Source organism: Pseudonocardia tropica (assembly GCF_040105315.1).
Lineage (GTDB): Bacteria > Actinomycetota > Actinomycetes > Mycobacteriales > Pseudonocardiaceae > Pseudonocardia > Pseudonocardia alni.
This window is the reverse complement of record NZ_JBEDNP010000003.1, coordinates 197,028-216,536: the sequence shown is the minus strand read 5'-3', so window position 1 is coordinate 216,536 and position 19,509 is coordinate 197,028. Positions and strand designations below refer to the sequence as shown.

The window sequence follows — 19,509 nt, the reverse complement described above, 5'->3', positions numbered from 1 at the left end:
TCACTGATCGCGGCCAACTGCTCCTCCTGTCGTCTCGGTGCACCTGGAGCCACCCGCATCGGACGACCCGGACCGGGCAGCTCGCTGCGGTCCGAAGAGGGTTCTCAGGATACAGCGCGCAGCCCGAGTGGGACGTGCGACGAGGGCCGTTCAGGTGCACCGTGCCGCCGGGTGGGTGACCGGCGGACGGAATCCTCCTCCGGGCACGCCGAGCGGCCGGGCGCTGACTTCCAGTACCCGGCCATTCCTGCGGCACGGTTCGACCACACACCCCGGCGAGTGCGGTCTGGCGAGTGCACAGAGTCGCACGTCGCAACCGCGGTGCGCTACCGAGAGACGCCCACCTGTCCCGTGATGTGGATCGCTGACCATGCGAGCAGGTCAACGTTGCCGTCCCGTGTCCGGACGGTGAGCGAGGCGTGACCATCCGTCGGGAGCGGCCTTCTACTGAATGGGATCGCCGGGAGCGTCCGGACCGTTACGCACCGCTGTCCGGAGCCCGGGGGAGACTGGCGACGATGAACGCGTCCCCGTCCCACCCCGCCGCCTCCGAGCCGTCGTCGTCTTCACCCGGTCGGGTGACGGACGAGCGGGTCGTCGCCGTGCTCGACGACGTCGCCACGATCGGTCCCTGGTTCGCGGTGGCGACGCCCGCCGCGTCCGGCACCGTCCGGTGGGACGGGCTCTACGCCGCGGCCGTCCCCGGCGGCCCGGACCCGCTCGGCCGGCGGATCGACGAGGTCACCACCGCGCTCGGCGGGGACCGGCGGATCGGGGCCTCGATGGCGGTGACGGGGCTCGCGGCGCGGATCGTGTCGATGCCCTTCGCGGCCGTGGCCCTGCACGGTGTGCTCCCGTCGCTCGGGGAGCTGCGCCGCGACCCCGGCGCGGCCGACCCGTGGGCGCCGGGCCTGCCCGCCGGGCCCACCGGCGTCGCCACCCCGGACGTCGCCGACGACCCGGCGGGCGCCGCGGACCTGCTCGCCCACGAGCTCGCCGCCACCCATCTCGACCCGCTGTACGCCGCCGTCGCCGCCCGGGCCGCGGTGTCGCCGCGGGTGCTGCGCGGCAACGTCGTGTCCTCGATCGGCGGGGCGGCACGGGTCATGGAGGCCGTGCGACGCCCGGACCGGCGCCGCTACCTGGCCCTGCTCGACGCGCTCGCCGACCACCCGGTGCTGCGCGGGCCGTTGCCGTCGGGGGCCACCGGGCGACTGCTCCGCCTCGACGACGCCGACCCGGACACCGAGTGGGCGTTCCGCCGCCGCTCCTGCTGCCTCTACGTCCGCGCCCCCGGCGGCGGGACGTGCGGCGACTGCGTGCTCGTCGGCCGGGCCTGACCCCGGCGTGCCCCGCACGCGGTCGGGGGAGCAGGGTCAGGCCGGCAGCGCGATGTCGGCGACGGTCACCCGCACCCGGGCGTCGAGGCCGCACACCGTCGCGACCTCCTCGGCCACCTCCCGGCGTACCCGCTCGGCCAGCTCGGCGCAGTTCGTGCCGAACCGCACCCCGACGGTCACCCGGATCTCGGCCTCGTGGCCGTGCACCGACGCGACCAGCCCCTGCACCCGCAGCTCGTCCGGGACCGGGTCGCGGGGCAGCCAGTCCGCGGCCAGCCCCAGCAGGGTCTGCGCGACGTCGCCCATCACCGCCGCCACCCCCGGCACCCGCCGGACCCGCCGCGCCGCCACCCGCGCGACGGCCAGGTCGGAGACGGACACCGTCGTCGGCCCGCTCATGCCGGCTCCTCCCACAGGTCCTCCACCAGGATGTCCACCCCGGCGATCGGCACGCCGAGCGTGCGGTCCCCGGCCGAGATCATCATCTGCCGGACGCGCGCGGTGACCGAGGCGAGGTCGACCCCGAACCGCGCCGCGACCGTCACCCGCACCCACACCGCGGCCGGGCCGTCCGCGGCACCGTCCGGGTCGCTCAGCTGCTCGATCCGGCACCGGCGGGCCCGCAGGCCGTCCATCGTGTCCACGACGTGGCGCAGCGCCGCCTCCGCGGTCGGTCTGCCCAGCCAGGCGTCCGGCCCCAGGGCGAGCAGCTCGTGCGGGCGCAGGTCCGCGACGACCGCGCCCATCACCTGCTCCAGCACCGACGGCGGCGGCCGCAGCGGCTCGGCCGCCATCCGCGCCACCAGCCCGCCGAGCCGGTCGTGGTCCGCGTGCGCGCGCACGCAGTGCGGACAGGTCAGCTCGTGCTCGTCGAGCACACCCGCCTCCGCGTGGTCCCAGACGTCGGCGGCGTCCCGGCCGCAGGCCAGTGGCTCGACGCGCTCCGCCCCGCTCCTCTCTACCGCCATGCCCGCATCCTCTCCGCCAGTGCCCCGCGCGCCCGGTGGATCCGGCCGCGGACGGCGGTCTCACCCGCCCCGGTGATCTGCGAGATCTCGCTGTAGCCCAGCCCCTCCAGCTCCCGCAGCACCCAGGCCGTGCGCTGGTCCTCCGGCAGCGACGCGACGGCCCGCGACAGGGCCGCCATCTCCGCGTCGACCTCGGCCGCCCGCTCCGGGGTGGGGGAGCGGTCGTCGGCCGGGGCGCCCGGCCCGTCGTCGGTCGGGAGCGGGTCGGTCCGTCGCCGCCGCCGGACCAGCGCGGTGCAGCGGTGGGTGACGATGCGGTACATCCACGTGGAGAAGGCCGCCTCGCCGCGGAAGCTGCCGATCCGCCGCCAGGCGTCGATGAGCGCGTCCTGCAGAGCGTCCTCGGCGTCGGTGGCGTCGCCGAGCACCCGGACCGCGACCCGGAACAGGGCGTTCTGGTGGCGGCGGGCCAGCTCCTCGAAGGCGCCGACGTCGCCGTCCTGGGCCCGGACGACCAGCGTGGTCTCGTCCAGCGCGGCCCGCGACGGCACCCGCGCCGGCCGTGCCGACGGCACGCCGGGGCCCGGGGGCCCGGCGGCCGGTGGGCCGCTGACCTGTGCGTTCGCCATGGACGCCCCGTCGGGGTGTGGGAAGTGGAGGGTGGGGGTAGTCCACCCCGTCAGCGACGGTAGCGACCGGCTCGCACCCCCGCCCGCCGGACACGCGATCAGGAATCAGGTGAGCCCCATGGGTCTCGGAGACAAGATCAGCAACAAGGCCGAGGAGCTGGGTGGCAAGGCCAAGGAGGCCACCGGCAAGGCCACCGACGACAAGGACCTGCAGGCCGAGGGCAAGGCGGACCAGGCCACCGGCAACCTGAAGCAGGCCGGCGAGAAGCTCAAGGACACCTTCAAGAGCTGACCCGCGCACGACGACGGCGGCGGCACCCCACATCGGGGTGTCGCCGCCGTCTTCTATAGCTAAGGTCCGCCCCGTGACCGACCCCGTCGCAGGACCCGGCCCGCAGGCCGTCGCGGACGCCGTGCTCGCCCACCCGTCGGTGCTGCGGCTCGACGGCGGCCCGTTCGGCTCGATCGCGTCCTACCTGCCCGGGCACCGGGTGCAGGGTGTGCGGCTGGCCGACCCGGTGGAGATCGCCGTCGTCCTCCGGCTGGGCAGGCCGTTCGCCGTGGTCGCCGACGAGGTCGCCGACCGGGTCCGTGCCGTCCTCGGTGACGACACACTGGCCGTCGACGTGACCGTCGCCGACGTCGGTGCGGCCGGCGGCGTCGAGGGCCCCGCCGCGCCGTGACCCGCGCCCGGGCCGTCGCCCGGTGACCGGGCTCGCCTAGACTCGCGCGAGCCCCGCCGTCACCGGGCGCGTCCCACGTACCCGGCGGCCGGTGGCACGGGACGCCCGGCGCAGAGCCGGGATCGTCCGGCGCCGGCGGGCGGGGCCACCGACCGGGGGCCGCGCGTGCCGCGGCCCGTTGCAGCACTCGTACCGCCCAAGGAGTTCCACCGTGAAGAGCACCGTCGAGCACCTCAGCCCGACGCGCGTCCGGATCAACGTCGAGGTGCCGTTCGACGAGCTCAAGCCCGACTTCGACCGCGCGTACAAGAAGATCGCCCAGCAGGTCCGCATCCCCGGCTTCCGCCCGGGCAAGGCGCCGGCCCGCATCCTGGAGGCCCGGATCGGCCGTGGCCCCGTCCTGGACGAGGTCGTGAACGCCGCGATCCCGGTCAAGTACCAGGAGGCCGTGGTGACGTCCGAGGACGTCAAGCCGATCGGCCGGCCCGACATCGAGGTCACCGAGATCGCCGACGGCGAGCGCATCGCGTTCACCGCCGAGGTCGACATCCGCCCCGAGATCACCCTCCCCGACCTGGACGGCCTGACCGTCGAGGTCGACGAGACCGAGGTGACCGAGGACGAGGTCACCGAGCAGCTCGACCAGCTGCGCGCCCGGTTCGGCACCCTGGCCGGTGTCGAGCGTCCCGCGCAGTCCGGCGACTACGTCCAGATCGACCTCTCCGCCGCCGTCGACGGCAAGGAGATCGAGGAGGCCACCACCACCGGCTTCTCCTACGAGGTCGGCCAGGGCGGTCTCATCGACGGCATCGACGAGGCCCTCGAGGGCATGTCGGCCGACGAGGAGAAGACCTTCACCTCGAAGCTGGTCGCCGGCGAGCACGCCGACTCCGATGCGGAGATCACCGTCAAGGTGACCACCGTGAAGGAGCGTCACCTCCCCGACGCCGACGACGAGTTCGCCCAGCTGGCCTCGGAGTTCGACACGCTCGACGAGCTGACCGAGAACCTGCGCGAGCGCCTGGGCCGGTCCAAGCGGATGGAGCAGGCCGCGCAGGCCCGCGACCGTCTCCTGGACAAGCTCGTCGAGGACACCGAGGTGCCGCTGCCGGAGTCGGTCGTCGCCGCCGAGGTCGAGACCCGCACCCACGACGCGGTGCACGCCTTCGACCACGACGAGGACAAGTTCGGCGAGTTCCTCTCCTCGCAGGACAAGACCCGCGAGCAGTTCGACACCGAGACGCGCGAGGAGGCCGAGAAGGCCGTCCGCTACCGCCTCGTGCTCGACACCCTGGCCGACCGCGAGGAGATCTCGGTCGGGGACCAGGAGCTCACCGAGCGGATCGTCTACCAGGCCCAGCAGTACGGCATGGCGCCGGAGCAGTTCGTCCAGCAGATCCAGCAGGCCGGCCAGCTCGGCGTGATCTACCAGGACGTCCGCCGCTCCAAGGCGCTGATCACCGCCGTGCGCGCGGCGAGCGTCACCCTGCCGGGTGGCGAGGCCGTCGACCTGTCCGACCTGCTCGGGCCGGACGAGGACGAGACCACCGTCGAGGAGATCCCCGCGACCGACGACGTGTCGTCGGAGGAGACCGCGGAGACCGTCGGGTCCACCGAGGACGGTGCCGAGGGCACTGCCGAGGAGACCGCCGGGAAGGCCGACGCGAAGGCCTGACCGGCCGCCGTCACCCGGCCTCGCACGACGTGCCGTGCGCTGTCGGCGAACATCGGGCGTCGTTCCCTACGCGGGGCCCCGGCTCCGCGTAGGGTCGGCCCCGAACCGGTCCCCAACCGGACCGTGAACGGGTTCGCAAGACCCGACACCGGAGAACCGAGAGCGATCCAGAGGAAGACTCCGGGCCCCCTCCCGCGGCGTCCGCGCCGCGGGGGCGGGCCCGACTTCGGAAAGCAGGGTGAAGTGAGCCAGCAGGACACCGGCCCGTCCGCGGGCCGCGGCACCGGGCCGCAGATGCGGTCCGGCATCAGCGCGATGTCGCTGTCCGACTCCGTGTACGACCGCCTGCTCCAGCAGCGCATCATCGTGCTCGGTCAGCAGGTGGACGCGGAGATCTCGAACCGCATCGCGGCGCAGATGCTGCTGCTCGCGGCCGAGGACCCGGACAAGGACATCGAGCTCTACATCAACTCGCCCGGTGGCTCGGTCACCGACGGCATGGCCATCTTCGACACGATGAACCTGATCCCGTGCGACGTGGCGACCACGGCGATGGGCATGGCCGCGTCGATGGGGCAGTTCCTGCTGTCGGCGGGCACCCCGGGCAAGCGCTCGGCGCTGCCGCACGCGCGGATCATGATGCACCAGCCGTCCGCGGGCGTCGGCGGCACCGAAGCCGACATCACCATCCAGGCCGAGCAGTTCCGCCGCACCAAGCGGGAGATGGCGGAGCTCATCGCGCAGCACACCGGTCAGTCGGTCGAGACCATCGAGCGGGACTCCGACCGGGACCGCTGGTTCTCCGCGCCGGAGGCCAAGGACTACGGCTTCGTCGACCACGTCGTGACGCACGCCGGGCGGATCGGCGAGCAGAACGGGAGCGACCAGTGAGCACCTTCGACCCGCGCCACCCGGAGTCGATGACCGACCTGCGCGGCCCCGGCGGCTGGGCGCCGGACCCGGCCCGCTCCCGGTACGTGCTCCCGTCCTACGTGGAGCGCACCAGCTACGGGGTCAAGGAGTCGAACCCGTACAACAAGCTCTTCGAGGAGCGCATCATCTTCCTCGGTGAGCAGATCAACGACACCTCGGCGAACGACACCATGGCGCAGCTGCTGGTGCTCGAGTCGCTCGACCCGGACCGCGAGATCTCGCTGTACATCAACTCGCCGGGCGGGTCGTTCACGTCGCTGATGGCGATCTACGACACGATGCAGTTCATCCGCCCCGACATCCAGACCGTCTGCCTCGGGCAGGCGGCGTCGGCCGCGGCCGTGCTGCTGTGCGCGGGCACCCCCGGCCGCCGTATGGCGGTCGAGAACGCCCGCATCCTGATCCACCAGCCGGCCACCCAGGGCGTGTACGGCCAGGTGTCGGACCTGGAGATCCAGGCGGCGGAGATCTCCCGCATCCGCAAGCGGATGGAGGAGGTCATCGCGCGGCACTCGAACCGTTCCGCGGAGCAGGTGCGCGAGGACATCGACCGGGACAAGATCCTCACGGCCGAGGAGGCCAAGGAGTACGGCCTGGTCGACGAGATCGTGCAGAGCCGCAAGCTGTCCGGTACCGCCGGCGGCAAGTGACACCCGGGTCAGCGGCGGCCGGTTCCGGCCGCCGGTGACCGCCCGGCGACCCGCCGGGGAACCGGACACCGCTTCCGGTCCCCGTGCGGGCCGCGGGCAGGTACCGTCAACCCGCACGGGGCGACGGGCGCGACGCGAGAACGCCGGACCAGGACTGGGGATCGACACCTATGGCACGCATCGGCGACGGCGGGGACCTGCTGAAGTGCTCGTTCTGCGGGAAGAGCCAGAAGCAGGTCAAGAAGCTCATCGCCGGCCCCGGCGTCTACATCTGCGACGAGTGCATCGATCTCTGCAACGAGATCATCGAGGAGGAGCTGGCCGAGGCCGGTGAGGTCAAGCTCGACGAGCTGCCCAAGCCCACCGAGATCCACGAGTTCCTCGACCAGTACGTCGTCGGTCAGGCCACCACCAAGCGCACGCTGTCGGTGGCGGTCTACAACCACTACAAGCGCATCCAGGCGGGCGAGCGCAGCCGGGCCGCGGGCGGCGACGCCTCCGACGGCATCGAGATCGCCAAGTCGAACATCCTGATGCTCGGCCCCACCGGGTGTGGCAAGACCTACCTGGCGCAGACGCTGGCCAAGATGCTCAACGTCCCGTTCGCCATCGCCGACGCGACCGCCCTCACCGAGGCCGGCTACGTGGGCGAGGACGTCGAGAACATCCTGCTCAAGCTCATCCAGGCCGCCGACTACGACGTGAAGCGCGCCGAGACGGGCATCATCTACATCGACGAGGTCGACAAGATCGCCCGCAAGTCGGAGAACCCGTCGATCACCCGGGACGTCTCCGGCGAGGGCGTGCAGCAGGCGCTGCTCAAGATCCTCGAGGGCACCACCGCGAGCGTCCCGCCGCAGGGCGGCCGCAAGCACCCGCACCAGGAGTTCATCCAGATCGACACGACGAACGTCCTGTTCATCGTGGCCGGCGCCTTCGCCGGGCTGGAGCGGATCATCGGTGAGCGGGTCGGCAAGTCCGGGATCGGCTTCGGCGCCGACATCCGGTCGAAGAAGGACATGGACTCCGCCGAGCGGTTCGCCGAGACCCTGCCCGAGGACCTGATCAAGTTCGGGCTGATCCCCGAGTTCATCGGCCGGCTGCCGATCGTGGCCTCGGTGACCTCGCTGGACAAGGACGCGCTGGTCAAGATCCTCACCGAGCCGCGCAACGCCCTGGTGAAGCAGTACCGCAAGCTGTTCGAGATGGACGGCGTCGAGCTGGAGTTCGCCGAGGACGCCCTCGACGCCGTCGCCGACCAGGCGATCCTGCGCGGCACCGGCGCCCGTGGTCTGCGGGCGATCATGGAGGAGGTGCTCCTCCCGGTCATGTACGACATCCCCAGCCGCGACGACGTGGCGAAGGTCGTCGTGACAGCGCAGACGGTGAAGGACAACGTCAACCCGACGATCGTCCCGCGCCAGCCGCAGCGCCGGGAGCGCCGCGACCGTTCGGCCTGAGCCGCAACGCGACCGACCGCGACGCCGGTCCCACCTCGGTGGGGCCGGCGTCGCGGTCTCGAGACCGGTTCGGGTTGCTGCACCCTTCCGCACTACTTAGCGTTGCTCCGTCACCGTTCGACGGAGGGGCCACATGTCCGGATTTCTCACGCGGGAGCGCATCGTCGCTCCACCCGGATGGAGCCGTTGGCTGGTCCCACCGGCAGCGCTGTCCATCCACCTGGCGATCGGCCAGGTCTACGCCTGGAGCGTCTTCAAGACCCCGCTGGCCAACGCGCTCGACCTGTCGGGCGTCGCCACGGCACTGCCCTTCACCCTCGGCATCATCATGCTGGGACTGTCCTCGGCGTTGTTCGGCACCAAGGTCGACAGCAACGGCCCGCGCTGGGCGATGGTCGTCGCGTCGAGCTGCTTCGTCGCCGGGTTCCTCATCTCGGGTCTCGGCCTCTACGCCGAGCAGTACTGGCTGGTCGTGCTGGGCTACGGCTTCGTCGGCGGCATCGGCCTCGGCATCGGCTACATCTCGCCGGTCTCCACGCTGATCAAGTGGTTCCCGGACCGCCCGGGCCTGTCCACCGGCCTGGCGATCATGGGCTTCGGCGGCGGTGCGCTCATCGCGACCCCGCTCACCAACTCGCTGCTGTCGGCGTACGGCGGCTCCGGGGACGGCGCCACCTCGACCGGCATCGGGTCCACGTTCCTCACGATGGGCCTGATCTACCTGGTCTTCATGTCGGTCGGCTGGATCCTCATCCGGGTGCCCGCAGAGGGCTGGACGCCGCCGGGCTGGGACCCGTCGTCGGCCAGGAGGAGCGGGATGATCTCGACCGGGAACGTCTCGGCGAACAACGCGATCCGCACGCCGCAGTTCTGGCTGCTGTGGGTCGTGCTGTGCTTCAACGTCACCGCGGGCATCGGCATCCTGGAACGGGCTTCGCCGATCTTCCAGGACTTCTTCGCCGAGAACGGGGCCACGGCCACTCTCGCGGCGGCCGCGGGCGGTTTCGTCGCGATCCTCTCGCTGGCGAACTCGGCGGGGCGCATCGCCTGGTCGTCGCTGTCGGACGTGCTGGGTCGCAAGAACATGTACCGCATCTACCTGGGCGTCGGCGCGCTGCTGTACCTGCTGATCACGCTGATCCCGAACCAGTCGCGGGCGCTGTTCATCGCCGCCGCGGTGCTGATCCTGTCCTTCTACGGTGCCGGGTTCGCCACCGTCCCGGCGTACCTGCGGGACCTGTTCGGCACCTACCAGGTCGGCGCGATCCACGGCCGGCTGCTGACGGCGTGGTCGACCGCGGGCGTCCTCGGCCCGCTGATCGTCAACGCGATCGCCGACGCGCGGATCGAGGCCGGCGTCGAGGGCCCGGCCCGCTACACGACCGCGTTCATCATCATGATCGTGCTGCTGGTCGTCGCGTTCGTCTGCAACGAGCTGATCCGCCCGGTCGACCGGAAGTTCCACGAGCCGTCCGCGCAGACGGCCGAGCAGCAGAGGGAGACCGCGTGAGCAGCGTTCCGGAGGCCGCCGGGTCGACCTGGGGGCCCGTGCAGTGGATCGGCGCCGTCCTGGCGTGGTTGTGGGTGGGCGTCCCGTTCGCCTACGGCCTGTACGAGCTCGTCCTGAAGATCCCCGCCCTGTTCGGCTGAGACTTCGCCCGCCGTTCACCCGCCCGGTCCGGTTCGTGATCACCCGTCCGGGTTAGAACGGCGGGCGTGGCTCTCTCCCGACGCTCCCTGTTCCGCACCGCGGCCGCCGGCGGTCTCGCCGGTGCCGCGGCCCTCGCCCTGCCGGGGACGGGTGCGGCCGCGCCCGCCCTGGTGCGCTCCGGCCGGCCCGTCCTGACCCACGGCGTCGCCGCGGGTGACGTCCGGCCCGGCTCCGGGCTCGTCTGGACGCGCGCCGACCGGCCGTCGCGGATGGTCGTCGAGGTCGCGGGCTCGCCGGACTTCCGGCGGGCGCTGCGCATACCCGGCCCGGTGCTGACCCCGGACACCGACCTGACCGGGAAGCTGCGGGTCCCGGCGACGCGGGGGCGGGTGCACTACCGCGTCGTCGCCGAGCCGCTCGACGGCGGTCCCGCGAGCGCGCCGCTGACCGGCTCCTTCCGGGCGGTCCCCGGGCGCGGCGAGCCGGTGCGGATCCACTGGTCCGGCGACGTCGTCGGGCAGGGCTGGGGCATCGACCGCGCCACCGGCGGCATGCGGATCTTCTCCGCGATGGCCGACCGCGACCCCGCCCTGTTCCTGCACTCCGGCGACACCGTCTACGCCGACGGCCCGCTCACCGAGACCGTCACGCTCCCCGACGGCCGGGTGTGGCGCAACGAGATGACTCCCGAGAAGGCGAAGGTCGCCGAGACCCTGACCGAGTTCCGCGGCCAGTTCGCCTACAACCTGCGCGACGACAACCTGCGCCGGTTCGCCGCCTCGGTCGGCCAGATCGTGCAGTGGGACGACCACGAGGTCACCAACAACTGGTACCCGGGGGAGATCCTCACCGGTGAGGTGGGGGAGCGCTACACCGAGAAGCGGGTGGACGTGCTCGCGGCCCGCGGGTTCCGCGCGTTCCACGAGTGGCAGCCGGTCGACCCGCGCACCGCCGTCGACGGACGGGTGTACCGGCGGGTGCCGTTCGGCCCGCACGTCGAGGTGTTCGTGCTCGACATGCGCACCTACCGCGGCGCGAACTCCGCCAACACCGGCCGCGGCGAGCGGATCCTGGGGGAGGCCCAGGCCCGCTGGCTCGTCGACGCGCTCGCGTCGTCCCGGGCGACCTGGAAGATCGTCGCCTCGGACATGCCGATCGGAGTGCTGGTACCCGACGGCGACACCGCCTGGGAGGCTGTCGCCAACGGGGTGCCCGGACCGCCGAGCGGGCGCGAGTCCGAGATCGCCGGGGTGCTCGCCGGGATCCGCCGGCGGAAGGTCCGCAACGTGGTGTGGGTGACCGCGGACGTGCACTACACCGCCGCCCACCACTACGCCCCCGAGCGCGCCGCGTTCACCGACTTCGACCCGTTCTGGGAGTTCGTGTCCGGCCCGCTGCACGCCGGTGCCTTCGGTCCGAACGAGCTCGACCCGACCTTCGGTCCGCGGGCGGAGTTCGTGCGCGGACCGTCCCGGCAGGGCGCGAGCCCGCTGGAGGGGTTCCAGCACTTCGGGGAGCTCGACGTCGCCCCCGACGGGACGACCCTGGAGGTCCACCTGCGCGACCAGGCCGGCGCCTCCCTCTGGACCACCACCCTGCGCCGGACCTGACGCCGCACCTGCCGCCCCCGGCGCGGCGACAGCCGTGCGACGGCACGCGTCCACACCCCTTGACCGGCGTCCACACCTGCTGCGACGGGTGTGGGTGCCCGCCACGGGGTGTGGATCCCGCAGGGGGCGGCGGGTGCACACCGGGGTCAGCGTCGGGGCGCGGCGTCCGGCTCCGCCGGGGAGCCGGACGGTGGTGGCCGGTCCCGTGCGGCGGCGGTGGTCGATGAGCAGTGCGGACGAGGTGGTGGGGCCGCGGCCGGAGCCGTGGGGCCGCGGCGGGGGTGGTTCGCGCGGCGTCCGGGGCCGTGTCCGTGTCCGTGTACGTGCCCTATCCGTGCCCCCGGTCCGTGCCACTGCCCGTGGCTGCGGCGGACACGTCGGTCGCGTCGGTCGTGTCGGCCGCAGCAGGCGCGGAAGGCGCTGCAGGCACGGACGGTGCGAGAGATGCGATGGCCGCGGCGGGTGTGAGTGGCGCAGTGGGACCGGCGGGTGCGAGTGGCGCGGCGGGCGCAGTGGGACCGGCGGGTGCGAGTGGCGCGGCGGGCGCGGAGGATGCGAGTGGCGCGGAGGGCACGTCGGACGCGGCGGGCGCGGTCGCGTAGGCGGCGGACAGACGACGGTAGGGGCGGCTCACCAGGGCGGCGAGGGTCAGCACCACGCCCAGCGCGCCGCAGACCACGAACACCAGCGCGATCGCCCGGGCGGTGCCGGTGCCGAACCAGGAGCCGATCGCGGCCGCACCGGCGCCGTCGCCGCTCATGTACGGCACCACCACCAGCTCGGTGAACGGGGCCAGCAGGAACGCGGTCAGCGGCGACGCGGCCTGCTCCACGCTCTGCGCGAACCCGAAGACCCGGCCCTGCCGCTCGTAGGGCACGACCCGTTGCAGCACGGTCTGCTCGGCGGCCTCGGCGAACGGCATCAGCAGCATGAACACCGCCATGCCGAGCGTGAGCAGCAGGATCGAGGCCTGCAGCGGGAACAGCATCGTCGACGCCCAGAGCACGGCGTTGACCAGCAGCAACGTCCGGACCGGGCGGCTGCCCAGCCCGACCCGGGCGACCAGCAGCCCGCCGACGATCACCCCCGCCGACAGCACGCCCCACAGCAGGCCCCAGGCCGCGACCGACATCATCGACAGGCCGTAGGGGTCCATCAGCGCCATGAACGCCCCGCCGAGCAGGTTGTTCACACAGGAGAACACGATCAGCGCGGGCAGCCCCGGCACCCCCGCGACGAGCCGGACGGTGCCGCGCAGGTCGAGGCCGCCCCGCTCGTCGACGGTCACGGGGACGGCCGGGCCGGCCGGTGCGGGCACGGCCGGGATCCGGACCCGGGACAGGTGCACCAGCGACACGACCAGCACGACGAGGGCGGCGACGAGCACCGACCGCATCCCGTCCACCGCGACGAGCAGCCCGGACGCGACCGAGGTGACCAGGAAGCTCACCCCGGTCGCGGTGCCGACCAGCCCGTTGGCACGGTCCCGGACCGCGGCCGGGACGAGCAGGGTGACCAGCGTCGGCAGCGCGATCGTGCGCAGGTTCCCGGCGATCACACCCAGCATCAACGCGACGACCAGCGTCCACAGCAGCGGGCTCGTCGGGTCGCGGAACGCCCCGTCGGGGGCGAGCAGGAGAAGGGCCAGGCACAGCGCGTAGACCACGGCCGACACCGCCGCCGAGACCTGCATGACCGCGCGCTTGCCGAACCGGTCCACGACCCCGCCGAACGGGATGCCGGTCAGCGCCGTCGCCACCAGGAAGATCCCGGCGATGATGCCGGTCGCCGCGACCGACCCCGTCTCCAGGAACACCCAGAACGTCACGGCGAACCACACCGTGAAGTTCACGACCGACACCACCAGGGTGCTCACCAGCAGGTGCGCGAAGACCCGTTGCGTGCCGTGCCGGAGGTCGAGCTGCGTCATGGTCCACCGTCCTCTCTGCGGGGGTCGACCGCCGTCGTCGCCGGAACTCATCGCCCCCGCGGCCGGGATCCGGGGGTCAGGCGGTCGCGTCGAGCTGGGCGATGACCTTGGTGGGGCGGATCCGGACGATCAGCTCGCCGGGGACCGCGTTGCGCCTGCCGAACTCCTCGGCGCGGTCGGCCCCCATGTAGCGGCCACCGAGCGCGGTCGCGGTGCGCAGCAGCTCGTCGGGGTCCTCGCCGGTCTCGGCGACGCCCTGGACCTGCACGAACCCGTACGGGGGCTCGGGCAGGTCGGCGGTGAGCACGACGCGCGGGTCGCGGATGATCGCCCGGCCCTTCGCGGTCGCGGCGCCGGTGTTGAACACGATCGCGTCGTCCTCGACGAGGAACCAGACCGGCGCGACGAGCGGGCGCCCGTCCTGCGCGGTCCAGCCGAGCATGCCGGTGCGGGTGCCGTGGTTCAGGAACGCGACGACCTCGGGGCTCAGAGCGGTCATGGGGCCGAGCCTAGGGCGCCGCGACCGGCGCCGGAGCGCGCCGCGGTGACGGCGGGGCCCGCCGCGGGGGAGGGTGTCGTCATGGACGACCTCCCACCCGGCACCCTGCTCGGCCGTCAGGTCGACGGCGTCACCTGCGGACCGTCGGTACTGGTCGTGACCGCGGTGCTGACCGGATCCGGGTGGCCCGGCGCCGTGGCCGACCGGTTCGCCGACGCCCAGCGCACCGCGCACCGGCAGGCCAACCGGCTCTGGCCACGCGCCCTCGGCACCACGCCGTGGGGCATGCGGGCCTGGCTGCACCGGCACGCGCCCGCCGCGGGGCGCTACCGCGTCCGCCCGGCGACCGCGGGTGCGCTGGCCGGGGTGCGTGCCGCCGGGGTCCCGGTCCCGCTGCTGGTCGGGTCCGGGTGGCTGCCGCGGCACTGGGTGCTGGTCCTGCCCCCGTCCGGCGACGGCCGGTGGCGCGTCTACGAGCCCGGCTCCGGCCGGGTGCGGGCCCTCGACCCGGAGCTGTTCGGGCAGGGGGCCCCGGCCGCCGTGACCCGGCTGCTGGGGTGGCCGCGACCGTGGGCGGTGCTGCTGCCCGCCCGGTGATCGCCGGGAGTGGAGCGCCGGGGCGGGTCGGCCGCACCCGCGGCTCCACCCCCGGCGATCTCGGGCGGTGGACCGTGCAGGGGGTGCCCGTCCGGCGGGCGGCGACCCGTGTCCCGGTCGCGGGCGCGAGGGTGCGGGGGCCGGAAATGCCGTCGGTGTCGACTCGTAGACTTGACATGTGACCGAGACCCTGCCAGCGCGTACCGCCGACCTGCCCGCCAAGTGGACCCCGGGCGAGGTAGAGGGCGACATGTACCGCCGCTGGGTCGACGCCGGGTACTTCCGGGCCGACCCGTCGTCGGACGCCGACCCGTTCTGCATCGTCATCCCGCCGCCGAACGTCACCGGCAGCCTGCACCTGGGCCACGCGATGGACCACACGCTGATCGACGTCCTCACCCGGCGCGCCCGGATGCAGGGGCGCGACGCGCTGTGGCTGCCCGGCATGGACCACGCCGGGATCGCGACCCAGTCGGTCGTCGAGCGGCGGATGGCCGCCGCGGGCGAGCCCGACCGGCACACGATCGGCCGCGCGGCGTTCGTCGAGAAGGTCTGGGAGTGGAAGGCCGAGTCCGGCGGCTCGATCCTGGGGCAGATGGAGCGCCTCGGGGACGGCGTCGACTGGTCCCGCGAGCGCTTCACCCTCGACGAGGGGCTGTCGCGCGCCGTCGCCACCGTCTTCAAGAAGATGTTCGACGACGGGCTGATCTACCGGGCCGAGCGCCTGGTCAACTGGTCCCCGGCGCTGCGCTCGGCGATCTCGGACATCGAGGTCGACCACATCGAGACCGAGGGCGAGCTCGTCTCGATGCGCTACGGCTCCCTCACCGACCCCGCCCGCTCCGTCGTCGTCGCGACCACCCGCGTCGAGACGATGCTGGGCGACACCGCGGTCGCCGTCCACCCCGACGACGAGCGCTACGCCGCACTGGTCGGCACCGAGATCGAGATGCCGATCACCGGGCGGATGATCCCGGTCGTCGCCGACGACTACGTCGACCCCGAGTTCGGCTCCGGCGCCGTCAAGATCACCCCGGCGCACGACCCGAACGACTTCGAGGTCGGCCGCCGGCACGACCTGCCGATGCCGACGATCATGGACGAGGCCGGCACCATCGCCGGGACCGGCACCCGCTTCGACGGCATGGACCGGTTCACCGCGCGCGAGGCCATCCGCGAGGAGCTGCGCGCCCAGGGCCGGATCGTCGCCGAGAAGCGCCCCTACCTGCACTCGGTCGGGCACGACTCGCGCACCGGGGTGCCGATCGAGCCGCGGCTGAGCCTCCAGTGGTTCGTGCGCGTCGAGCCGCTGGCCCGGTCCGCGGGCGACGCCGTCCGCTCCGGCGAGACCGTCCTGCACCCGAAGGAGCAGGCCAAGCGGTACTTCGACTGGGTCGACAACATGCACGACTGGACGATCAGCCGTCAGCTGTGGTGGGGGCACCGCATCCCGGTCTGGTACGGCCCGGACGGCGAGGTCGTCTGCGTCGGGCCGGACGAGCAGCCGCCGTCGGGCGAGGGCTGGCGTCAGGACCCCGACGTCCTGGACACCTGGTTCTCCTCCGGGCTGTGGCCGTTCTCCACGCTCGGCTGGCCGGACGAGACCCCGGACCTGGAGCGCTACTACCCGAACTCGGTCCTGGTCACCGGCTACGACATCCTGTTCTTCTGGGTCGTCCGGATGATGATGTTCGGGACCTACGTGATGGGGAAGGCCCCGTTCCGCGACGTCTACCTGCACGGGCTCATCCGCGACGAGCACGGCAAGAAGATGTCGAAGTCCAAGGGCAACGTCATCGACCCGCTGGCGCTGATCGACTCCTACGGAGCGGACGCGCTGCGGTTCACCATCGCCCGCGGCTCCAACCCCGGCACCGACATGTCGCTGTCGGAGGAGTGGGTCGCCGGATCCCGGAACTTCACCACGAAGCTCTGGAACATCACCCGGTTCGCCCTGGCCAAGGGCGCCGACGCGAGCCTGCCGCTGCCCGCGGACGCCGACCGCACCGACGCCGACCGCTGGATCCTGGGCCGGCTCGCCGAGGTCCGCGCGCAGACCGACGAGCTGCTCGACGGCTACCAGTTCGCGAAGGCGACCGAGGGGCTCTACCACTTCGCGTGGGACGAACTGGCCGACTGGTACGTCGAACTGTGCAAGACCCAGCTCGACGACCCGGCGACCGAGCCGGGCACCCGGGCGGTCCTCGGGCACGTCCTCGACGCGCTGCTGCGGATGCTGCACCCGATCGCGCCGTTCGTCACCGAGGCGCTGTGGACCGCGCTGACCGGCGGCGAGACCGTCGTGACCGCGGCCTGGCCGACGGCCGAGGGCACCGGCGCGCCGGTCGACGCGGCCGCCACGGCCCGGGTCACCGACGCGCAGAAGGTCATCACCGAGGTCCGCCGGTTCCGCACCGAGCAGGGGCTGCCCGACCGCAAGGCCGTCGCCGCCCGCCTGACCGGCCTCGGCGACGCCGGGCTGGCCGCGCACGAGCGCGCGCTGCGCTTCCTCAACCGCCTCGACCCGGCCGGTGACGACTTCGCCGCCACCGCGAGCTTCGAGGTCGCCACCTCCGGCGGTCCGGTCACCGTCGAGCTGGACACCTCGGGGGCGATCGACGTCGCCGCCGAGCGGGCCCGGCTCGGCAAGGACCTCGCCGTCGCCGAGAAGGAGCGCGACCAGGCGGACCGGAAGCTGACCAACCCGAAGTTCACCGAGAAGGCGCCGGCCGAGGTCGTCGACGGGATCCGTGCCCGGCACGCGACCGCCGTCGCCGACATCGACCGCATCACCGCGCGGCTCGCCGCGCTCCCGGAGGCCTGATCCCGCCGTGGCGAAGGAGTACGACGAGTTCGACGACTTCACCGAGGCCGACTCGCCGACCTACGGCGGCGACCGGTGGGCCGAGGGCGGGTTCGGCGACTCGCCCGACGGTGGGCCGTCCGGCGGCGACGCCGAGCAGGAGCAGGACGACGAGCCCGGTGGCGAGGACCGCTCCGACGCCCCCGAGGCGCCCGCCGCGGCACCGGAGGACACCCAGGAGGCCCTGATCGCGGCCGTCCTGGACGAGATCCGCGGCGGGGGAGACCCCGACGTCGTCCCGGCCCAGTCCACGGTGACCGGCTACGCCGAGTTCCTCGCCGTCGACGCGGCGCTGGACCGGCGCTGGCCCGAGTCGGTGATGGAGCCGTCGCTGGAGCGGATGCAGGCCCTGTGCGACGCCCTCGGCGACCCGCAGCGCGGCTACCCGGTCGTGCACCTGACCGGCACCAACGGCAAGACCTCGACCTCCCGGATGGTCGACGCGCTGCTCACCGAGATCGGGCTGCGGACCGGGCGCTACACCAGCCCGCACCTGCAGCGCGCCACCGAGCGGATCAACCTCGACAACCGGCCGATCACGCCCGAGCGCTACGTCGCGGCCTACCGCGAGGTGGAGCCGCTGGTCGAGCTCGTCGACGCGAAGCGGGGCGAGGCGCCGGCGCTGAGCAAGTTCGAGGTGCTCACCGGGATGGCCTTCGCCGCGTTCTCCGACGCCCCGGTCGAGGCCGCGGTGATCGAGGTCGGGCTCGGCGGGCGCTGGGACGCCACCAACGTCGCCGACGCGCACGTCGCCGTCGTCCTGCCGGTGGGGCTCGACCACGCCGAGTACCTCGGCGACGACATCACCGACATCGCTTGCGAGAAGGCCGGGATCATCAAGGAGGGCTCCGTCGCCGTCCTCGCCGCGCAGGACCGGAAGGTCGCCGAGATCCTGCTGGCCCGTTGCGCCGAGGTCGACGCGCAGGTCGCGCGGGAGGGCGCCGAGTTCGGCGTCGTCTCCCGCGAGATCGCCGTCGGCGGGCAGCGCCTGGAGCTGCAGGGCCTGTCCGGCCGCTACGACGAGATCTTCCTGCCGCTGCACGGCGAGCACCAGGCGTCGAACGCGGCGGTCGCGCTGGCCGCGGCCGAGGCGCTCGTCGGCGCCGGCACCGCGCAGGCCCTCGACCCCGACGCGGTCCGCGCCGCGTTCGCCTCGGTCCGCTCACCCGGGCGGCTCGAGCCCGTCGAGGGCGGGCCGGACCGGCCGACCGTGCTGCTCGACGCCGCGCACAACCCGGCCGGGGCGACGGCGCTGGCCGCCGCGCTCGGCACCGAGTTCCGCTTCACCCGGCTGGTCGGCGTGATCGGGGTGCTGGAGGGCAAGGACGCCCGCGGCATCCTGGAGGCGCTGCAGCCGGCGCTGCACGAGGTCGTCGTCACCACCAACTCCTCGCCGCGCGCCATGGACCCCGACGCGCTCGGTGCGCTCGCGGCCGAGGTGTTCGGCTCCGAGCGGGTCAGCGTCGAGCCGTCGCTGGCCGAGGCCGTCGAGCAGGCCCGCGAGATCGCCGAGGAGGCGGGCGGGTCCGGGGTCGGCGTCGTCGTCACCGGGTCGGTCGTCACCGTCGGCGAGGCGCGGGCGCTGTTCGGGAAGGAACCGGAGTGAGCGACGTGCCGGGTGTGCCCGAGGGTGTGCGGCCGCCGCCCACCGACCCCATGAAGGGCGCCCGCGGGGTGTTCGCCGCGACGCTGATCCTGGAGGCGATCGTCGTCCTCCTGGCGCTGCTGGTGCTCCCACGCTTCGGCACCGGGTCGACCGCGCTCGGCTTCGGGGTGGTGGCGGGCATCGCCGTCGCCATGATCCTGGCGTCCGGGGTGCAGCGGCGGCCGTGGGGGCTCACCGCGGCGCTGGTGCTGCAGGTGGCGCTGCTCGTCGCGGCGCTGGTGTTCCTGTCGTCGCTGGTCGTGGTCGCGGTGGTGTTCATCCTCGTGTGGGCGGTCCTGGTCTGGATGCGGCGCGAGGTGGCCCGGCGGATGGCGGCGGGGACGCTGCCGTCGCAGCAGCAGGACTGAGCCCGGCG

Annotated in this window: 19 protein-coding genes; 14 read left to right on the top strand and 5 right to left on the bottom strand. The window is 73.3% G+C overall.

The window, feature by feature from the left end; all coding sequences use genetic code 11:
• The first annotated feature begins 518 nt into the window (after positions 1 to 518).
• A complete protein-coding gene (locus WHI96_RS06615; protein ID WP_345642567.1) occupies positions 519 to 1,340 on the top strand; it encodes a (2Fe-2S)-binding protein in 822 nt (273 codons plus the stop codon).
• 36 nt (positions 1,341 to 1,376) lie between these two features.
• On the opposite strand, the gene WHI96_RS06610 is transcribed toward WHI96_RS06615, so the two are convergent.
• Genes WHI96_RS06610 through WHI96_RS06600 form a run of 3 tightly spaced genes read right to left on the bottom strand, consistent with a single transcriptional unit; the run spans position 1,377 to position 2,937 of the window.
• Positions 1,377 to 1,739: an Asp23/Gls24 family envelope stress response protein gene (locus WHI96_RS06610; protein WP_345642564.1), complete on the bottom strand. Its 363-nt coding sequence runs from the start codon at positions 1,737 to 1,739 to the stop codon at positions 1,377 to 1,379.
• Positions 1,736 to 2,308, bottom strand: coding sequence for an Asp23/Gls24 family envelope stress response protein (locus WHI96_RS06605; RefSeq protein WP_345642561.1), 573 nt, complete (start codon positions 2,306 to 2,308; stop codon positions 1,736 to 1,738). Before WHI96_RS06605 ends, WHI96_RS06610 begins: the two co-directional genes overlap by 4 nt.
• Positions 2,299 to 2,937, bottom strand: coding sequence for an RNA polymerase sigma factor (locus WHI96_RS06600; RefSeq protein ID WP_251784749.1), 639 nt, complete (start codon positions 2,935 to 2,937; stop codon positions 2,299 to 2,301). Before WHI96_RS06600 ends, WHI96_RS06605 begins: the two co-directional genes overlap by 10 nt.
• A gap of 118 nt (positions 2,938 to 3,055) precedes the next feature.
• Between WHI96_RS06600 and WHI96_RS06595 the strand changes: the two genes are divergently transcribed.
• The 9 genes from WHI96_RS06595 (at position 3,056) to WHI96_RS06555 (ending at position 11,599) form a co-directional block, all read left to right on the top strand.
• Positions 3,056 to 3,229 (top strand): CsbD family protein, encoded by a 174-nt coding sequence (locus WHI96_RS06595; protein WP_062401261.1) that lies wholly within the window; start codon positions 3,056 to 3,058, stop codon positions 3,227 to 3,229.
• Between the two features lie 73 nt (positions 3,230 to 3,302).
• Positions 3,303 to 3,620, top strand: coding sequence for a hypothetical protein (locus tag WHI96_RS06590; RefSeq protein WP_345642553.1), 318 nt, complete (start codon positions 3,303 to 3,305; stop codon positions 3,618 to 3,620).
• Positions 3,621 to 3,831: 211 nt separating this feature from the next.
• Positions 3,832 to 5,295 (top strand): trigger factor, encoded by a 1,464-nt coding sequence (gene tig, locus WHI96_RS06585; protein ID WP_345642550.1) that lies wholly within the window; start codon positions 3,832 to 3,834, stop codon positions 5,293 to 5,295.
• 294 nt (positions 5,296 to 5,589) lie between these two features.
• Positions 5,590 to 6,186, top strand: coding sequence for an ATP-dependent Clp protease proteolytic subunit (locus WHI96_RS06580; RefSeq protein WP_224391962.1), 597 nt, complete (start codon positions 5,590 to 5,592; stop codon positions 6,184 to 6,186).
• A gap of 29 nt (positions 6,187 to 6,215) precedes the next feature.
• Complete coding sequence (locus WHI96_RS06575) at positions 6,216 to 6,878, top strand: ATP-dependent Clp protease proteolytic subunit (protein WP_226356687.1); 663 nt, start codon at positions 6,216 to 6,218, stop codon at positions 6,876 to 6,878.
• 170 nt (positions 6,879 to 7,048) lie between these two features.
• Positions 7,049 to 8,338 (top strand): ATP-dependent Clp protease ATP-binding subunit ClpX, encoded by a 1,290-nt coding sequence (clpX, locus tag WHI96_RS06570; protein WP_345642547.1) that lies wholly within the window; start codon positions 7,049 to 7,051, stop codon positions 8,336 to 8,338.
• Between the two features lie 133 nt (positions 8,339 to 8,471).
• The gene (locus tag WHI96_RS06565; protein WP_345642544.1) at positions 8,472 to 9,848 is read left to right on the top strand and encodes an L-lactate MFS transporter; all 1,377 of its coding nucleotides are present in this window, start codon (positions 8,472 to 8,474) and stop codon (positions 9,846 to 9,848) included.
• On the top strand, positions 9,845 to 9,988 hold the full coding sequence (locus WHI96_RS06560) for an MFS transporter small subunit (protein ID WP_345642993.1): 144 nt from the start codon (positions 9,845 to 9,847) through the stop codon (positions 9,986 to 9,988). The genes WHI96_RS06565 and WHI96_RS06560 overlap by 4 nt, the downstream gene beginning before the upstream one ends.
• 66 nt (positions 9,989 to 10,054) lie before the next feature.
• Positions 10,055 to 11,599, top strand: a complete 1,545-nt coding sequence (locus WHI96_RS06555) for an alkaline phosphatase D family protein (protein WP_345642541.1) — start codon at positions 10,055 to 10,057, stop codon at positions 11,597 to 11,599.
• A gap of 328 nt (positions 11,600 to 11,927) precedes the next feature.
• Here WHI96_RS06555 and WHI96_RS06550 read toward each other — a convergent pair whose 3' ends face one another.
• Both WHI96_RS06550 and WHI96_RS06545 read right to left on the bottom strand, forming a co-directional pair.
• The gene (locus tag WHI96_RS06550) at positions 11,928 to 13,529 is read right to left on the bottom strand and encodes an MFS transporter (protein WP_345642539.1); all 1,602 of its coding nucleotides are present in this window, start codon (positions 13,527 to 13,529) and stop codon (positions 11,928 to 11,930) included.
• Between the two features lie 76 nt (positions 13,530 to 13,605).
• The gene (locus WHI96_RS06545) at positions 13,606 to 14,028 is read right to left on the bottom strand and encodes a PPOX class F420-dependent oxidoreductase (RefSeq protein ID WP_345642537.1); all 423 of its coding nucleotides are present in this window, start codon (positions 14,026 to 14,028) and stop codon (positions 13,606 to 13,608) included.
• 81 nt (positions 14,029 to 14,109) lie between these two features.
• Between WHI96_RS06545 and WHI96_RS06540 the strand changes: the two genes are divergently transcribed.
• The 4 genes from WHI96_RS06540 (at position 14,110) to WHI96_RS06525 (ending at position 19,501) form a co-directional block, all read left to right on the top strand.
• On the top strand, positions 14,110 to 14,625 hold the full coding sequence (locus WHI96_RS06540) for a hypothetical protein (RefSeq protein WP_345642535.1): 516 nt from the start codon (positions 14,110 to 14,112) through the stop codon (positions 14,623 to 14,625).
• A 178-nt stretch (positions 14,626 to 14,803) separates the two neighbouring features.
• A complete protein-coding gene (locus WHI96_RS06535; protein WP_345642533.1) occupies positions 14,804 to 17,449 on the top strand; it encodes a valine--tRNA ligase in 2,646 nt (881 codons plus the stop codon).
• A 7-nt stretch (positions 17,450 to 17,456) separates the two neighbouring features.
• The gene (locus WHI96_RS06530; protein WP_425571546.1) at positions 17,457 to 19,094 is read left to right on the top strand and encodes a bifunctional folylpolyglutamate synthase/dihydrofolate synthase; all 1,638 of its coding nucleotides are present in this window, start codon (positions 17,457 to 17,459) and stop codon (positions 19,092 to 19,094) included.
• Positions 19,091 to 19,501: a DUF4233 domain-containing protein gene (locus tag WHI96_RS06525; RefSeq protein WP_308292812.1), complete on the top strand. Its 411-nt coding sequence runs from the start codon at positions 19,091 to 19,093 to the stop codon at positions 19,499 to 19,501. The genes WHI96_RS06530 and WHI96_RS06525 overlap by 4 nt, the downstream gene beginning before the upstream one ends.
• Positions 19,502 to 19,509: the final 8 nt, after the last annotated feature.

What these genes read in the sequence shown, in the direction of transcription:
- WHI96_RS06540 (WP_345642535.1), top strand. Translation starts at nt 14,110, where the DNA reads ATGGACGACCTCCCACCCGGCACCCTGCTCGGCCGTCAGGTCGACGGC.
- WHI96_RS06615 (WP_345642567.1), top strand. Translation starts at nt 519, where the DNA reads ATGAACGCGTCCCCGTCCCACCCCGCCGCCTCCGAGCCGTCGTCGTCT.
- WHI96_RS06605 (WP_345642561.1), bottom strand. Translation starts at nt 2,308, where the DNA reads ATGGCGGTAGAGAGGAGCGGGGCGGAGCGCGTCGAGCCACTGGCCTGC.
- WHI96_RS06595 (WP_062401261.1), top strand. Translation starts at nt 3,056, where the DNA reads ATGGGTCTCGGAGACAAGATCAGCAACAAGGCCGAGGAGCTGGGTGGC.
- WHI96_RS06600 (WP_251784749.1), bottom strand. Translation starts at nt 2,937, where the DNA reads ATGGCGAACGCACAGGTCAGCGGCCCACCGGCCGCCGGGCCCCCGGGC.
- WHI96_RS06565 (WP_345642544.1), top strand. Translation starts at nt 8,472, where the DNA reads ATGTCCGGATTTCTCACGCGGGAGCGCATCGTCGCTCCACCCGGATGG.
- WHI96_RS06580 (WP_224391962.1), top strand. Translation starts at nt 5,590, where the DNA reads ATGCGGTCCGGCATCAGCGCGATGTCGCTGTCCGACTCCGTGTACGAC.
- WHI96_RS06575 (WP_226356687.1), top strand. Translation starts at nt 6,216, where the DNA reads ATGACCGACCTGCGCGGCCCCGGCGGCTGGGCGCCGGACCCGGCCCGC.
- WHI96_RS06545 (WP_345642537.1), bottom strand. Translation starts at nt 14,028, where the DNA reads ATGACCGCTCTGAGCCCCGAGGTCGTCGCGTTCCTGAACCACGGCACC.
- clpX (WP_345642547.1), top strand. Translation starts at nt 7,049, where the DNA reads ATGGCACGCATCGGCGACGGCGGGGACCTGCTGAAGTGCTCGTTCTGC.
- WHI96_RS06550 (WP_345642539.1), bottom strand. Translation starts at nt 13,529, where the DNA reads ATGACGCAGCTCGACCTCCGGCACGGCACGCAACGGGTCTTCGCGCAC.
- WHI96_RS06610 (WP_345642564.1), bottom strand. Translation starts at nt 1,739, where the DNA reads ATGAGCGGGCCGACGACGGTGTCCGTCTCCGACCTGGCCGTCGCGCGG.